Raw genomic sequence first — 14061 nt, 5'->3', positions numbered from 1 at the left:
ACACAACACCGTCACATCCATCAAGACCTCCCGCTCAACCGACCCACGGCTTCTCCGCGGCCCATCCAGCCGGGAAGCCCAGCTCGCGAAGCCGGCGCCGGCATGCCGGGATCTCCGAAGTGATCAGATCGCGGATCTCCTTGGCCCAGTTGGATCCGTGCCCCAGGCGAGACAGCAAGAATCCGACGACGCACAGCGTCGAGTAGATCCGGAAATGGGACACCTGATGATCGGTCAGATGATGCAGATCCGGGATCGGTCGCAGGTGGCTCGGAGCGAGCTGATCGGCGAGATTCCTGTTCCACAGGCGAGAGTGATGTGCGCTGACGTTGCGGACGTAGTTGAGCACCCGCAACCAGTTGGCCAAGGCAGCACCGTTGCCGTCACCGCGCCGATCGAGAACGCCCAACCGTGCTGCGATCTCGTTGCGATCCGTGAACTGCAGACCCTGGAACAGGTGGCTCATCGCGCCGAAGTCGAGGATCTCGGTCATCACCCAGACGGGCAGGCGACCGTCATACTTGTGCTGGAAATGCAGGACGAAGTCCTCGGACGATCTGGTTTGCGCGGTTAAAACCTTACGCAACCAGCGGTCGTACGTGCTGGGGTGCCGGCCGTCGGATCGAGTGAACCGACCGTCGAGATTGGCGGCGTCCAGATGGGCGTACGCGCCATGCCGGCCAAGGGTGAATCCGATCATGACCCGAATCCCGATCTCGATCCGCTCCAGCGCATCGAGCAACTGAAGTTTCAGTCGGCGATCAACGTCGTAAAGTCGCACGACCTGCCCAAACGTGGTGCCCTCGAGGAAGTGGTCGTCGCGAAGGGCGCCGTCGAGCGGGCGGCGATAGGAGTACCAGTAGCCGCTGAGGCGGTAGTACCCGATGACGCTCAGCAGGCGCTCTGCCTCGGCTTCGTTGTCGATGATCAGGCCTCGGCTCTTCAGCAGTCCGACCTGGTCGGCGAAAGAGAGGTGTGGCTTGGTGTAGACGGTCACGGATGGCCCCCAGGGAAAAGAAAACCAGCCCGTGCCCTGAGGGGCAGAGGGGCTGGCCGTGTTGAAAAAAGCATACACCGGGGATCGTGCAGGTTCGCGCGAGAATGCTCGCCTGTGGATATCAGGCGAGGAGCATCCAGGTTGCCAGGGTGGTCATGATCAGGGCTATGGCGGAGTCGAGGAATTGCCAGGCTCGGGGGCGGGCGAAGACCTTGGTCAGTTTGGTGGAGAAGAAGCCTAGGGCGAAGAACCAGGCGAAGCTGGCGGCTACGGCGCCTAGGCCGTAGAGCCAGCGGCCGTCGGTGCCTCGTTGGTTGGCGAGGGAGCCCAGGAGGACGACGGTGTCCAGGTAGACGTGCGGGTTGAGGTACGTGAAGCCGAGGCAGGTGAGTACGACGCTGCGGAGGGCGGCGGGGGCGTGGTCCGCGGGGGTGATCGCGCCGGGGTTGAAGGCTCGCTTGGCGGCCAGGGCGGCGTATGTGTAGAGGAAGGCCGCGCCGCCGAACTTGGCGATGTCGAGCGCGAGTTGGCTGCGGGTGAGGAGGGCGCCCAGGCCGAGGATGCCGCTGGAGATCAGGAGCGCGTCGGAGAGCGCGCAGGTCAGGACGACCGGGAGGACGTGTTCGCGGCGTAGGCCCTGGCGGAGGACGAAAGCGTTCTGGGCGCCGATCGCGACGATCAGGGAAATCGACGTGGCGAATCCGGCGAAGAGGGGCATGTCTTCGACGGTAGGCAGTTGAGCGCCTTCAAACCAGCTAAAGATTCTGAAGCACCATTAGGATTGCTTCATCATGCAGTTCGACTCCGCGCAGCTCGAGACGTTCGTGGCCGTCGTCGACGAGGGCAGCTTCGACGCGGCGGCCCGGCGGTTGCGCGTCACGCCGTCCGCGATCAGCCAACGCATCAAGGCCTTGGAGGGCCGCCTCGGTCAGGTCGTGGTGATGCGCGGCAAGCCGGCCCGCCCGACCGCGGCGGGTGAGGCGCTGCTCCGGCTGGCCCGCCAGGTGTCGCTGCTGGAGCTCGAGGCGATCGCCGCCGTCCGCGGTACGGTCGACGCGCAGCGCATCCCGCTCGCGGTGAACGCGGACTCGCTCAACAACTGGTTCCTGCCCGCGATGCTCGACCTGTCCCGTACGCACAACGCCCGGTTCCTGGTGCACCAGGAGGACGAGGAGCACTCCGCGGAGTACCTCCGCAACGGTACGGTCCTGGCCGCGGTCACCGCCGATCCGCGGCCGGTGCAGGGCTGTCGCGTCGTACCGCTCGGGAAGATGCGGTACCTCCCGCTCGCCACCCCGGAGTACGCCGAGCGCTGGCTGACCGGGAAACCGTTGCCGGAGGCGCTTGCCGAGGCCCCGATGGTCGTGTTCAACGAGAAGGACGTGCTGCAGCATCGGCTGCTGCGCAAGGTGACCCGGCGGAAGCTGGATCCTCCCTCGCACGCGATCCCGGCGTCCGCGCCGTTCCACGAGGCGGTCCGGATCGGGCTCGGCTGGGGGATGATCGAGGACCAGATCGCCGGATCCGAGCTTGCCGCCGGCCGCCTGGTAAAAGTTGCCCCAGGCAAGTACATCGACGTACCGCTGTACTGGCAGCACTGGAAGCTCGAGTCCGGGATCCTGGACGGGCTCACCGACGCGGTGCTGCGGGCCGCGCAGGAAGGTCTTCGTACGTCGTGAGCTCGATCGCGTTGCCGACCTTCAACGGCGCCTGCTCGATCACCTTCCGCCACGGCAGGTGCGGCATCATCCGCAAGGTCAGATTGCGCAGCTTCATGAACCACTTGCTGCCCGGGATGAACCACATCGCCCCCTCGTGCGCCAGCTTCTGGCACGCGGCGACAAAGCCCTTCATGCGTACGTCGTACTCCGCGAAGGCCCGCGTGTGGTCGCCGCCGGCCGCGTGCAGCTGGCCGGCGAGGACGTAAGCGCCGACGATCGCGAGACTCGTGCCCATGCCTGACAGCGACGAGGCGCAGTACCCGGCGTCGCCGACCAACGCCACCCGGCCGCGGGAGTAACTGTCCAGCTTGATCTGGGTGATCGAGTCGAAGTAGAAGTCCGGCGCCTGCCGCATCCCCGCGAGCAGTGTCGGCACCTCCCAGCCGATCCCGGCGAACTGCTCGTCGATGATCGCCTTCTGGGACTCGGCGTCGCGCCGGTCGTAGTCCAGCTTGCCCTTGGCGGTGAAGTAGAACAGCGCCTTCGCCTCGGTGTTGCTGCGTGCGCTGTAGGTGCCGACGGTCTTGCCCGGCACGTTCAGGATCTGCCCGGTGTGATCCAGGTTCAGGTGGTTGGCGACCGTGCTGACCGAGACGTAGTAGCCGAGGTCGTGTGCGTACGACGACTCCGGCCCGAACGCGATCCGGCGTACGGTCGAGTGCTGCCCGTCCGCGCCGATGACCAGGTCGAACCGTCGGGTCAGGCCGCTCTCGAAGACGACGTCGACGCTCGAACCGTCGTCGGTCAAGGAGGCGATCGAGTCGCCGAACAGGTACTCGGTCGTGTCGGCGGTCCGTGAGTACAGGATCTCGACCAGGTCGCCGCGGAGGATCTCCAGCTCACCGCTCAGTGCGCTCGGCGGAGTGCTGGCGACGCGCTTGCCCCGTTCGTTCACGTAGGTGATGTCGCCCATGTCGGTCGCCTTGGCCCGGACCGCGTCCAGGATGCCCATCCGCTCAAGCACCTTCATCGATGCGCCGCGGAAGTCGACCGCGTAGCCGCCGGCGCGCGGTGCTGGAGCGCGCTCGACCACGGTGGTGGTGAAGCCGTACCGCTGCAGCCAGTACGCCAGGGCCGGACCCGCCACGCTCGCGCCGGAAATCAGAACTGTCGTCATCGGAACCCCTCCAGAAGTTTGTTGGTGTGACATGACTGTACGACAGTCTTAGACAAACGTACAAGACGTTCGTGTGAGACGGATGTGTTAGAGTCTTGGCATGGGTAACCGCGAGGCGTTGGTCGAGGGCGCGAAGGCGTGTCTGCTGGAGAAGGGCTACAGCCGGACGACGGCGCGCGACATCGCGACCGCGGCTGGGGTGAGTCTGGCCGCGATCGGTTACCACTTCGGGTCCAAGGAGACGCTGCTCAACGAGGCGCTGCGTGCGCTGCTCACCGACGAGTGGGCCACCGAGGTGTCCGGCGCGGCGGGCGGTGATGAACGTGCGGCGGTTGCGGCCGGACCGCATGAGCAGTTCGTCGCGACCTGGGGTCAGATCATCGACAGCCTGTCCAACCCGCGCCTGAAGGCGTTGTGGGCGACGCAGTTCGAGGTCCTCAGCCTCGGCGCGAGCATGCCCGAGCTGGTCGCGGAGTTGACGAAGATGCAGGGCGAGGCGCGCGAAGGTCTGGCGCACATGTTCGGCGCCGTCGATCCGGACGCCGATCCAGCGGAGGTCCAGGCGATCGGCTCACTCCTGCAGGCGCTGCTGCTCGGGGTGGTTGCGCAGGGCATGTTCGATCCGGACAGCGCGCCGACCGGTGAGCAGCTCGCTCAGTCGCTTCGGACGCTGGCCGACCGGATCAGTCCCAGCGCATAGCCATCGGGTTGTCTGCCGGGATCAGCCCGGCCGACATCAGTACGGCGCTCATCGGCCGTACGACGTCGTGCAACTCGCCGGCGTGCTCGTCGCCCAGCGCCCGCCAGCCCTGATCGGCCAGCGCATCCGTGGTGTCTTCCACCTGCTGCCGCAACGCTCGTCCTGAGTCGGTGAGCGCACCGTCGGCGTCGAGCAGTCCGCGGCTTCGCAGATCGTCGGAGGCGGCGGTCCATTCTTCGTCGCTCCACCGGCGGTTGAGCTGGAAGACCTCCTTGGACGGCCCGCCGGCAGCGGAGATCGTCACCAAGGCCTGACACGGACTGAGCTCGGCTGCGACCAGCGCCGCGACGTGACCGTCGCCGCGCGACTCCCGCAGGATCGTGGTCGCGTGCCACAGTGCGAGATGCGGTTCGTCGGGCCACTCCAGCGCGGCATTAGCCGCTGCGATCGGGCGCCCTGCGACCGGCGCGAGTTCAGCCGCCCGTCGAGCCAGCTCGGCTGCTCGCTTGACGGCCTCACCAGACCATACGGTTTGGTATGGCGGCTCGTCGGGGAACAGCCGGCGTACGGCGTTGTCCACAGCCGTCAGACGCGCATCGAGGAGCTGTTCCGGGGTCGCATAGGTCCACGCGTCCGGCAGGGAGCGGGCGACCATCGCCGGGTGGAAGTTGTAGAACGTCGCGGCGACGAGCTCCGGCCCGACCGCGCCGAGGGGCGCCGCCCGGCAGCCGAAGTAGCTCATCCAGCCGCCCTTCAGCCCCAGCGCGTCGGTCGCCCGCCGCGTCTCCGGCGAGAAGTACGTGATCGCGTGATACGGCTCCAGCGCCTTCCACATCCGGCGCGCACGGGTCATGGCAACGGACGGTACATGACGTGTAGTCCGACGTACCCGAGTCTGGGGTGGTCGAAAGCCTCGGGGACGGTGCCGGCGATCCGGAAGCCGAGCGACTGCCAGAGGTGTACGGCGGGTTCGTTCGTCTCCACGACCGCGTTGAACTGGATCGATCGGAAGCCGGATCGTCCGGCCCACTCGATCATGTCCTCGCACAGCAGCCGGCCGACGCCCTTGCCGCGCGCCTTGCCGTCGACCATGAAGCTCGCGCTGGACACATGCGCGCCGGGACCGGGCCGGTTCGGGTACATGTTCGCGGTACCGAGAACGGTGCCGTCGGCATCGACCGCGACCGTGGTCCGGCCGAGCGGGAAGTCCAGCGGCGACATCCACATCGCCCGGGCGTCTTCTTCGGTGACCGCCGGGTCGTACGTGTACGTCTCACGCGCCGTCACGATCTCATGGAAGAACGGCCAGATGGCCGCCCAGTCGGCCTCGGTTGCGTTCCTGATCTGCACAGTCATCTTGGGAGAAGCATCACCCGATGTTCTCGGGATGCCAAGGGGATTCCCGATAGGCTGTTTGGGGATGACAAACTCCTGGATCCAACGGCTGCCGCGCTGGACCTTGGCCGTGCCGCCCCTCGCTTTCGTTGACCTGCTGGTGACCTGGCATCGGGACCTGAGTCCTTTCCTGTTGACCCTTGTGTGCCTCGGTCTCGGCGCCGCGGTGATCGCCGCCGTCCATCACGCCGAGGTCGTCGCACATCGTGTCGGCGAACCGTACGGCACGCTGATCCTCGCGCTCGCGGTGACGATCATCGAGGTCGCGCTGATCGTCACGCTGATGGCGTCGGGTGGGGAGAAGGCTGCGTCACTGGCTCGCGACACTGTGTTCGCCGCGGTGATGATCACCTGCAACGGGATCCTCGGGTTGGCTCTCGTCGTCGGCTCGCTGCGGCACCGCGTGCAGGAGTTCCGGGTGCAGGCGTCGTACTCCGCGCTGACCGTGATGACTGCGCTGGTCACCCTGAGTCTGGTGCTGCCGACGTTCACGACCAGCGCGCCGGGGCCGCGGTTCAGCTCGGCGCAGCTCGCGTTCGCGGGTGTGACGTCGCTGGTGCTGTACGGCGTCTTCGTGTTCATCCAGACGATCCGGCACCGGGACTACTTCCTTCCCGTGCGCGCCGATGATGACAGCGACGTCGACGATGAGGATGACCACGCGGCGGCGCCGAGCACCAGGACCGCGCTGCTCAGCCTCGGATTGCTCTTCGTGTGCCTGATCGCGGTCGTTGGTCTGGCCAAGACTGTTTCGCCGAGGCTCGAGTCCGCGGTGGAGTCGGCCGGCGCGCCGCTGGCCGTGGTCGGTGTCGTGATCGCGCTGCTGGTGCTGCTGCCGGAGACGGTTGCCGCAGTACGCGCGGCACTGCGGAACCGCCTCCAGACCAGCGTCAACCTGGCGCTCGGCTCAGCGCTGGCCAGCATCGGACTGACCATCCCCGCGATCGCGGTCGCGTCCATCTGGCTGAGCGGACCGCTCGTCCTCGGGCTCGACGGCAAGGAGATGGTGCTGTTCGCGCTGACGGTCGTGACCGCGATGCTGACTCTCGCGACCGGGCGCGCCACGCTGCTCCAGGGCGCCGTTCACCTCGCGGTGTTCAGCGCGTTCCTGTTCCTTGCGGTAAGCCCTTGAGGTAGTCGATCACCGCCTGCTGGTGATCGTGTTCGGCCCAGCCGAGCGCGTTCCCGTTGTAGTTGGGATCGCGCAGCTCCGGATCGGCGCCCAGTTCGATGAGCTTCTTGACCGTGTCGAGATGGCCGTTGATCGCGGCCCGGTGGATCGGCGCCGAACCGCCCGAGATCCGATTCAGGTCGAACCCGAGCCGCTGCAACGGTTCCAGCGCCTCGGTGCGCCCGATCTCGGCGGCTCGAACGGGCAGGTGACGTTGGCGAGCCACCGCCCGTGCGGCGAGCTCGGCGTCGATGTCCGGTTTCTCACCGCGCATCGCCGCGGCGTATACCTCCTCGATCTCGTCCAGCGGCGCCGCACCACGTGCACGGAGCAGCTCCGCGATCTCCGCGTGGCCTTGCACCGCAGCCAGAACGTACGGTCGACCGCCGCCGTACACCGGATGCCTGGTGCCAGTGCCTTCGGGATCGGCGCCTTGGGCAAGCACTAGTTCGGCACGGTGCAGCAGGCCGGCCCAGGACGCGAACACCAGCTCGTCCTCCAGCAATTGCCGGGGAGTCGGGTGTGCGGTCGTCATCCGTTCGTGCCACGGACCGCCGTCGCCGCGACCCAGCCCGTACTCGATCAGCAGCTCAAGATGGACATCGTCGTACGGCGGCGGACAACCGGGACCGCAGTTGTACATGGTCTGGCTGTCGTTCGGGTCGGCGCCTGCGTCGAGCAGCACGCGAGCTAGTTCGACTCGGTCGGGGTGCGGTGGTTGGTCGCCCTCGCCGCGACCGAAGACGCCAGTGATCGCGGTGAACGGCGACGGCAGTCCCTGCCAGAGGTAGCCGGCGTTCGGGTCGGCGCCGTTCTCGAGGAGGAGACGGGCGATCTCGATTTGATTGGGCGCGTCCAGGCGGCTGTACGTGAGGTAGACCAACGGCTCCCAGCGGTACGGTCCGCCTTCTTCTGCTGCATTCGTGAGGTCCGCGCGTACGCCGTCGATGTCGCCGGCAACCACCTTCGTATAAATGTTGCTCTGGGCAATCTCTGGGAATTGGTCCAGGAGATCACGTGCGGATCGTTGCCGCGCTGGATCGTCCTGCCCGTAGTGCAGGGTCGCGAGACGGAGGAACTCGTCGGCTCGTTGCTCAGGCGTATCGAGCGGCCCGCCGATGGACTGCCGATGCGGTGACCGGCTGTACTTGCCCACCAACTCCAGGTGGCGCACGATCCTTGGCCAGCTGGGGAATCCGTAGCTGCGGGCAACGACCAGCTGCGCGTCCGCCAGTGTCTGCACGGGATGGAACTCGTCCGCGAGCGCGATCGCCTCGCGGTCCCCGGCGCGGACGCCCTTGAACAGGGCTTTGGCCTGCTTGCGAAGGTGTTCGAGGTGTGGGTCGTCCGGAAGATTTCGGGTCGGCATCACCGACCTCCTCTCTACGAGCCCGCTGTCCGCGTCGTCAGGCGAGAAAGGAGGTGAACAACTGCCACAACCGTGCTCATTTCAGGTGGGCTGAGCCCTTCCCGCGGACCGGTGGCACCCTGAGTGCCTACCCGGCAGCGTAGCTCAGAGCGGCTTTTCCATCCACCATTCGGTGAACTCGTGCGCCCGGTCCCGGTCCAGCCGGATCACCCACAGGTTGCTGAACTCGGCCGGCGGATTGGTCAGGTACGTCGTCCAGCCGCGCACGAACCCGACCCCGTCCCCGAACCCGAGCACCTGGTACTCGAAATCCGTTTCGCCCGGACCGTCCGCGACATCCAGCCAGGCGGCGACAATCGCATCCCGCCCGAGCACCGGCGCCTCGTCCGGACGGCGGTACCAGGCGGCGTCCTCGGTCCAGAGCGCGGCGATATCCGCGGGATCGTTGCTCTCCCACGCCTTCCGGTACCGGTCGACCCAGCGGTCGAGGTCCTTCTCCTTCATGAGATCCGGCGGTTGTTGAGTACGACGGCAGCCGGCGTCGCGAGTACTTCGGGGTGCTCGCGCGGGTCAGCGTCGTACGTGACGAGGTTGCCCGCACCGGTCAGACCGAGGAAATCCTGCGCGCCGGTGGAGGCCGCGGTGAGGGCCTGCTCGACGGAGAGCCCATGCTTCACCAGCAGGTCGATCTCGCCCGCGACCGTGCCGACCACATCGGATCCGGTCAGCACGCGGACGCCGTACCGGTTGGCGAGCGGCAGGATCGACGCCAGGTACTCCGAGCGGGCTCGGCGGCGAGCCGTCTGCTCGGGGGTCTCGTTCGGGCTCGGGCTGACCGAGGCGCACAGCGTCGGGGTCCACGCGCCGCCGCGGGCGCCGAGGGTTTCGAGGTCCCGCTCGGTGAGCGCCGTACCGTGTTCGACGGAGTCGATGCCGACGTGGATCAGGTCGCTGACGTGCTCGGTGTTGACGTGTGCCGCGACCCGGGCGTCGCGGGAGTGAGCCAGCTCGACCATCGCCTCAACCACGTCCGGCCCGTACGTCGGACTGACCTTGCTGCCGCGGATCGGGCCGTCCGGACCCACCTCGGGGAAGTCGCCGACCAGCTTCAGCCAGGTGGCGCCGTCGGCGATCTCGGCCTCGACCGCCGCGAGCAGGTCCTCGGGAGCGACCGGCTCGTACGCCTGCGGGAAGTAGCAGCCCTTCGGCGCGAGGAACCGGCCGGCCGCGAGGACGAGCGGCCTGCTGTCGTCAGGCGTGCGCGCCAGCTCGAGCGTGACCTCACGGTTGCCGCCGACATCCCGGACAACGCTCACGCCGGCGCCGGCCAGCTCGCCGAGCCGCTCCGCCGCGAAGTCCGCGCCGCGCAGCACGGGGCCGTTCGCGCCTGGCGCCATCGTCAGGTGGCAGTGCGAGTCGACCAGACCGGGTACGCCGTACCGGCCGGGCAGCACCTCGCCGATCTCGCCCGGGCCGAACGTGACGCGCGCGGCGTCGCCGGACGGGAGCACGGTTCCTTCGAACACCCAGGTCGTCATGGCGCCATCCTGCCTCAGGGGAGATCCACGTCACGTGATCATCGACTTGAACATGTTCAAAAAGACAGCGTACGGTCAGAGCTGCCGGAATTTGAACGTGTTCAAGAAGAGTGGGGATGAGATGGACATGACGGTGACGACGTACCTGGTCTACCTGGCCATTGCGGTGCCGCTGACAATCTGGGTGGCGCGGACGCTGAGCCGGAACGGGCGGATCTTCCTGGTCGACGTGTTCCACGGCAACGAGGACTTCGCCGACGCGGTGAACCGGCTGCTCGTGGTCGGGTTCTACCTGATCAACCTCGGGTTCGTGACGCTGTTCCTGCGCGGTGGGAGCGTGGTGGTCGACGCGCGCGGGGTGTTCGAGCAGCTGAGCGTGAAGCTCGGGATCGTGATGCTGGTCCTCGGCGCCGTGCATCTGACCAACGTCTGGATCTTCAACAAGATCCGCACCCGCAGCCGGCTCGAGCTGCAGACGACCCCGCCGGTGCCGCCCAACGACACGGTGCAGCCGATGACCGAGCCTCGGTTCGGGTACTGAAGGCCGCGCGGATCGTGCGTGAGTTGACGGTCCTGTACGACGCCCACTGCGGGCTGTGCCGCCGGTTCAAGGACTGGCTGGCGGCGCAGCGGCCGGCGTTGAACGGGGAGGGCGGTGTGGTGCGCCTGCGGTTCGTCGCGGCGGGGTCGACGGATGCGCGGGCGCTCTACCCCGGTCTCGATCACGAGGCGACGCTGCGCGAGGTGACGGTGGTCGCCGACGACGGATCCGTGTACGTCGGCGATCGCGCCTGGATCGTGTGCATGTGGGCAACGGGGGAGCACAGGCACACCGCCGTACGACTGGCGAGTCCGGCGATGCGGCCGGTGGCGCGGGCGATGGTGCAAGCAGCCGCGGGACTGCGGCGGTTGAGTGGAGGTGACTACGCTGACGGATGTGACGGACAGTGCGACCGCGAAGGGTGAACAGACGCGCGAACTGATCCTCTCGACGGCGCTACGGCTGTTCCGGGAGCAGGGGTACGGGAAGACCACGATGCGCGCGATCGCCACCGAGGCGGGGGTCTCGGTGGGCAACGCGTACTATTACTACGGCTCCAAGGACCACCTGATGCAGGCGTACTACGACCTGCTCCAGGACCAGCACCGATCGGCCGTCGAGGAGCTTCTGGCGTCTGAGAAGGCGTTCGTGCCGCGGATGACTGGGGTGTTGCGGACGTGGCTGGAGGTAGCCGCGCCGTACCACGAGTTCGCCGGCACGTTCTTCAAGACGGCGGCGGATCCTAAGAGCCCGCTATCTCCTTTTAGCGATGAGTCGCGGCCGGCGCGAGATGCGGCTGTTGAGATCTTCCGCCGGGTGGTCGAGGGGTCGGACCTGAAGGTGCCCGCGGACCTGCGGGCCGAGCTCCCTGAGTTGCTGTGGCTGTTGCAGATGGGCGTCGTCCTCTTCTGGGTCCACGATTCGAGCGAGGACGTACGCCGCACCCGCACACTGATCAACCGAGCCGTCCCCCTCGTGGATCGCCTACTCCGCCTGACCCGCATCCCAGGCGTCCGCGGCGTAGTAACCGACCTACTCGGCCTGATCCACTCGATCAAGCCCTAGAAGATTCGTGCGTGGAAGGCTGCGATTATTCGCCGGTGCTGCCGTCTACTCGTTCGCGGAGGAGGTCGGCGTGGCCGTTGTGGCGGGCGTATTCCTCGATCATGTGGATGTAGAGGTAGCGGACGGAGTACGGGCCGTCGTGACCCGGGCGGGTGAAGGTGTCGTCCAGGGAGTAACCGGCGGCCAGCGTGTCCGACGTCTTGACGAGTTCGCGGAAGTCTTCGACGTCTTGCTCGGCCTGGGCGGGGTCGGCCAGGTCGAAGTCGCCGTCGGGGTGTTCGGCGGTCCAGTGCTTCGGGGGTGAGACGTGGCCGGCCAGCGCTCGGTGGAACCAGTACTTCTCGACCTCGCTCAGGTGTCTGACCAGCCCGATCAGCGACATGCTCGACGGATCGACACTGCGCTGGACCAGTTGTTCGCCGGTCAGGCCGGAGACTTTCCACAGCAGTGTGCCGCGGTGGTAGTCGAGGAATCCCTGCAGGAGTGTGCGCTCGTCGGCGGCCGTGGGTGGATCCACCCGGAACTCAGTCGTCACGTGCAGAACTTAGCCGTGTGACGAGCGTCCTGTGAATATCCGACGGATGTCGGCCCTCGGTGCCGTAGACTGATAACGACGGCCCGCCCAGTTCTGCCTCGGGCCGGTGAGCGCAACTACTTTGCGCCAGCAGTCGACCACCACGCGCCGCGGCCCACCAGGCCGCGCCGGGCAGGACGACCCCCGACTTTTGGAGTACTTCTATGGCGGCCCGCCGCCCCACGTCTACAACCACGCCCACGCAATCCACCTCCCCGCGCCGAAACACGAGCGCAACCACGCAAGGCCCAGCCGCGTCCACGCGACCGCGCCGCCGGCGCCGTACAGGTGCCGCGCGCAACAACGCATCGGCCGCGCAGCCTGTAGTTGCTGAAGACAACGAGACTGTTGCTTCTGACAACCTTGCGTCGGCGGAGATCGCCCCTGACAACCGCACGTTCGCCGAGCTCGGCGTACCGGCTCCGCTCGTTGCCGCGCTGGACGTATCCGGTGTGACGAAGCCGTTCCCGATCCAGGCGGCGACGTTGCCGGATTCCCTGGCCGGCAAGGATGTTCTCGGTCGCGGCCGGACCGGCTCCGGCAAGACCTACGCGTTCGTACTGCCCGTCCTCGCACGCCTCGCCGCGAGCGGGACCAAGCGCCGGCCCAACCAGCCGCGCGCTCTGATTCTCGCGCCGACCCGTGAGCTCGCCACGCAGATCCAGGCGTCGATCACGCCGCTCGCCGACACGCTCGGCCTGCGGTCGATGACGATCTTCGGCGGTGTCGGCCACGGCCCGCAGATCAACGGCCTGCGCAAGGGCGCCGACATCGTCGTCGCCTGCCCGGGCCGGCTCGAGGACCACATCCAGGCCGGTCACGCGAAGCTCGGTGCGGTGGAGATCACCGTGCTCGACGAGGCCGACCACATGGCCGACCTCGGCTTCCTCCCCGCCGTACGCCGGATCCTCGAGGCGACCCCGGCCACGGCCCAGCGGCTGCTGTTCTCGGCCACGCTGGACGCCGGCGTCGACGTTCTCGTACGGCGCTTCATGACCAACCCGGTGACGCACAGCGTCGACTCGGCGCGCTCGCCGGTCGCCAAGATGACCCACCACGTCCTGCACGTGCAGCCGGACACCCGGCTCCCGGTGCTGGTCGATCTGACCGCCGCGCCCGGGCGCACGCTGGTGTTCACGCGGACGAAGTACGGCGCCAAATCGCTGACCAAGAAGTTGATCTCCCAGGGCGTCCCCGCAGTCGAGCTGCACGGAAACCTGTCCCAGGGCGCCCGTACGCGGAACCTCGAGGCGTTCTCGGACGGTACGGCGAAGACGCTGGTCGCAACCGACATCGCAGCCCGTGGCATCCACGTCGACAATGTGACGCTGGTGATCCACGCGGACCCGCCGATCGAGCACAAGGCGTACCTGCACCGCTCCGGCCGTACGGCCCGCGCCGGCGCCGAGGGCACCGTGGTCACGCTGATGACCGACGATCAGGTCCGCGACGTGCGCGACCTGACCCGCAAGGCCGGCATCGCCGCGACGGTCACCAAGCTCACCACCGGCGACCCGCTGCTGACCGAGCTGGCCCCCGGCGAGCGCACGTACGTCGAGCCCGCTGCCAGGCCGGTCCAGCCGGAACGCGTCGCGGGCTCGGGCGGTAGCGGATCGGGCCGGGGCAATCGCCGTCGGCGCGCCTCCGGCGCAGCTCAGCCGGCCACGGGCAAGCGGTCAAACCAAACGGGTGGCGGCCAGACGGCCGGTGGCTCGCGAGGCTCCGGTCGCTCCAGGTCCCGCGCCGGCTCGGGCGGCCCGAAGAGCTACACCACGAGTACTCCGGGATCGGCGGCTCGTCCCGCCGGAGCCGCCGCGTTCTCCGCAGGCTCGCGCGCCGGCAGCTCCCGCCGAGGTCGCTGACGCCACCGGTC

The 14061-nt window shown here is 67.7% G+C and carries 16 protein-coding genes; 7 read left to right on the top strand and 9 right to left on the bottom strand.

Annotation, left to right across the window (positions count from 1 at the left end; genetic code table 11):
• Nucleotides 1–34: 34 nt before the first annotated feature.
• Nucleotides 35–997 carry an Abi family protein gene (locus EV645_RS13040; RefSeq protein WP_157997056.1) on the bottom strand — a complete coding sequence of 321 codons (963 nt, stop codon included), beginning with the start codon at nt 995–997 and terminating at the stop codon, nt 35–37.
• Nucleotides 998–1118: 121 nt separating this feature from the next.
• On the bottom strand, nt 1119–1715 hold the full coding sequence (locus EV645_RS13035) for a LysE/ArgO family amino acid transporter (RefSeq protein ID WP_130443008.1): 597 nt from the start codon (nt 1713–1715) through the stop codon (nt 1119–1121).
• Between the two features lie 73 nt (nt 1716–1788).
• On the opposite strand from EV645_RS13035, the gene EV645_RS13030 reads away from it, so the two are divergent.
• On the top strand, nt 1789–2676 hold the full coding sequence (locus EV645_RS13030; protein ID WP_130443006.1) for a LysR family transcriptional regulator ArgP: 888 nt from the start codon (nt 1789–1791) through the stop codon (nt 2674–2676).
• Here the strand turns inward: EV645_RS13030 and EV645_RS13025 are convergent.
• Nucleotides 2627–3835: an FAD-dependent monooxygenase gene (locus EV645_RS13025; protein ID WP_130443004.1), complete on the bottom strand. Its 1209-nt coding sequence runs from the start codon at nt 3833–3835 to the stop codon at nt 2627–2629. The genes EV645_RS13030 and EV645_RS13025 overlap by 50 nt on opposite strands.
• A 100-nt stretch (nt 3836–3935) precedes the next feature.
• Between EV645_RS13025 and EV645_RS13020 the strand changes: the two genes are divergently transcribed.
• Nucleotides 3936–4535, top strand: a complete 600-nt coding sequence (locus tag EV645_RS13020) for a TetR/AcrR family transcriptional regulator (protein ID WP_130443002.1) — start codon at nt 3936–3938, stop codon at nt 4533–4535.
• Here EV645_RS13020 and EV645_RS13015 read toward each other — a convergent pair.
• Nucleotides 4519–5388 carry an SCO6745 family protein gene (locus EV645_RS13015; RefSeq protein ID WP_130443000.1) on the bottom strand — a complete coding sequence of 290 codons (870 nt, stop codon included), beginning with the start codon at nt 5386–5388 and terminating at the stop codon, nt 4519–4521. The two genes, EV645_RS13020 and EV645_RS13015, sit on opposite strands and share 17 nt — an antisense overlap.
• Nucleotides 5385–5891 carry a GNAT family N-acetyltransferase gene (locus tag EV645_RS13010; RefSeq protein ID WP_130442998.1) on the bottom strand — a complete coding sequence of 169 codons (507 nt, stop codon included), beginning with the start codon at nt 5889–5891 and terminating at the stop codon, nt 5385–5387. The genes EV645_RS13015 and EV645_RS13010 overlap by 4 nt, the downstream gene beginning before the upstream one ends.
• 64 nt (nt 5892–5955) lie before the next feature.
• Between EV645_RS13010 and EV645_RS13005 the strand changes: the two genes are divergently transcribed.
• Nucleotides 5956–7062, top strand: coding sequence for a calcium:cation antiporter (locus EV645_RS13005; protein WP_130442996.1), 1107 nt, complete (start codon nt 5956–5958; stop codon nt 7060–7062).
• Here EV645_RS13005 and EV645_RS13000 read toward each other — a convergent pair.
• The 3 genes from EV645_RS13000 to EV645_RS12990 all read right to left on the bottom strand — a co-directional run bounded on the left by EV645_RS13000 (nt 7028) and on the right by EV645_RS12990 (nt 10008).
• On the bottom strand, nt 7028–8470 hold the full coding sequence (locus EV645_RS13000; protein ID WP_130442994.1) for an ankyrin repeat domain-containing protein: 1443 nt from the start codon (nt 8468–8470) through the stop codon (nt 7028–7030). The two genes, EV645_RS13005 and EV645_RS13000, sit on opposite strands and share 35 nt — an antisense overlap.
• A gap of 144 nt (nt 8471–8614) precedes the next feature.
• The gene (locus EV645_RS12995; RefSeq protein WP_130442992.1) at nt 8615–8974 is read right to left on the bottom strand and encodes a YybH family protein; all 360 of its coding nucleotides are present in this window, start codon (nt 8972–8974) and stop codon (nt 8615–8617) included.
• Nucleotides 8971–10008 carry an amidohydrolase family protein gene (locus EV645_RS12990; protein WP_130442990.1) on the bottom strand — a complete coding sequence of 346 codons (1038 nt, stop codon included), beginning with the start codon at nt 10006–10008 and terminating at the stop codon, nt 8971–8973. Before EV645_RS12990 ends, EV645_RS12995 begins: the two co-directional genes overlap by 4 nt.
• Before the next feature lie 127 nt (nt 10009–10135).
• Here EV645_RS12990 and EV645_RS12985 point away from each other — a divergent pair, with 127 nt between their 5' ends.
• From EV645_RS12985 to EV645_RS12975, 3 genes are read left to right on the top strand one after another with little or no spacing between them, the layout of a single operon-like run.
• Nucleotides 10136–10549 carry a hypothetical protein gene (locus EV645_RS12985; RefSeq protein ID WP_198681565.1) on the top strand — a complete coding sequence of 138 codons (414 nt, stop codon included), beginning with the start codon at nt 10136–10138 and terminating at the stop codon, nt 10547–10549.
• A 14-nt stretch (nt 10550–10563) separates the two neighbouring features.
• Nucleotides 10564–10974 (top strand): thiol-disulfide oxidoreductase DCC family protein, encoded by a 411-nt coding sequence (locus EV645_RS12980; protein WP_198681564.1) that lies wholly within the window; start codon nt 10564–10566, stop codon nt 10972–10974.
• Entirely contained in the window at nt 10946–11614 is a 669-nt protein-coding gene (locus tag EV645_RS12975) for a TetR family transcriptional regulator (protein ID WP_130442984.1), read from the top strand. Before EV645_RS12980 ends, EV645_RS12975 begins: the two co-directional genes overlap by 29 nt.
• Nucleotides 11615–11639: 25 nt before the next feature.
• Here EV645_RS12975 and EV645_RS12970 read toward each other — a convergent pair whose 3' ends face one another.
• Complete coding sequence (locus EV645_RS12970; RefSeq protein WP_130442982.1) at nt 11640–12149, bottom strand: DinB family protein; 510 nt, start codon at nt 12147–12149, stop codon at nt 11640–11642.
• 203 nt (nt 12150–12352) lie between these two features.
• Between EV645_RS12970 and EV645_RS12965 the strand changes: the two genes are divergently transcribed.
• Entirely contained in the window at nt 12353–14050 is a 1698-nt protein-coding gene (locus EV645_RS12965) for a DEAD/DEAH box helicase (RefSeq protein WP_242000355.1), read from the top strand.
• Nucleotides 14051–14061: the final 11 nt, after the last annotated feature.

This window comes from Kribbella rubisoli, from assembly GCF_004217145.1.
Taxonomy (GTDB): Bacteria; Actinomycetota; Actinomycetes; order Propionibacteriales; family Kribbellaceae; genus Kribbella; species Kribbella rubisoli.
Note: the sequence above shows the minus strand (reverse complement) of the source record. Positions and strands in the feature narration are given on the sequence as shown.

What these genes read in the sequence shown, in the direction of transcription:
- EV645_RS13035 (WP_130443008.1), bottom strand. Translation starts at nt 1,715, where the DNA reads ATGCCCCTCTTCGCCGGATTCGCCACGTCGATTTCCCTGATCGTCGCG.
- EV645_RS13030 (WP_130443006.1), top strand. Translation starts at nt 1,789, where the DNA reads ATGCAGTTCGACTCCGCGCAGCTCGAGACGTTCGTGGCCGTCGTCGAC.
- EV645_RS13025 (WP_130443004.1), bottom strand. Translation starts at nt 3,835, where the DNA reads ATGACGACAGTTCTGATTTCCGGCGCGAGCGTGGCGGGTCCGGCCCTG.
- EV645_RS13020 (WP_130443002.1), top strand. Translation starts at nt 3,936, where the DNA reads ATGGGTAACCGCGAGGCGTTGGTCGAGGGCGCGAAGGCGTGTCTGCTG.
- EV645_RS13015 (WP_130443000.1), bottom strand. Translation starts at nt 5,388, where the DNA reads ATGACCCGTGCGCGCCGGATGTGGAAGGCGCTGGAGCCGTATCACGCG.
- EV645_RS13010 (WP_130442998.1), bottom strand. Translation starts at nt 5,891, where the DNA reads ATGACTGTGCAGATCAGGAACGCAACCGAGGCCGACTGGGCGGCCATC.
- EV645_RS13005 (WP_130442996.1), top strand. Translation starts at nt 5,956, where the DNA reads ATGACAAACTCCTGGATCCAACGGCTGCCGCGCTGGACCTTGGCCGTG.
- EV645_RS13000 (WP_130442994.1), bottom strand. Translation starts at nt 8,470, where the DNA reads ATGCCGACCCGAAATCTTCCGGACGACCCACACCTCGAACACCTTCGC.
- EV645_RS12995 (WP_130442992.1), bottom strand. Translation starts at nt 8,974, where the DNA reads ATGAAGGAGAAGGACCTCGACCGCTGGGTCGACCGGTACCGGAAGGCG.
- EV645_RS12990 (WP_130442990.1), bottom strand. Translation starts at nt 10,008, where the DNA reads ATGACGACCTGGGTGTTCGAAGGAACCGTGCTCCCGTCCGGCGACGCC.
- EV645_RS12985 (WP_198681565.1), top strand. Translation starts at nt 10,136, where the DNA reads ATGACGGTGACGACGTACCTGGTCTACCTGGCCATTGCGGTGCCGCTG.
- EV645_RS12965 (WP_242000355.1), top strand. Translation starts at nt 12,353, where the DNA reads ATGGCGGCCCGCCGCCCCACGTCTACAACCACGCCCACGCAATCCACC.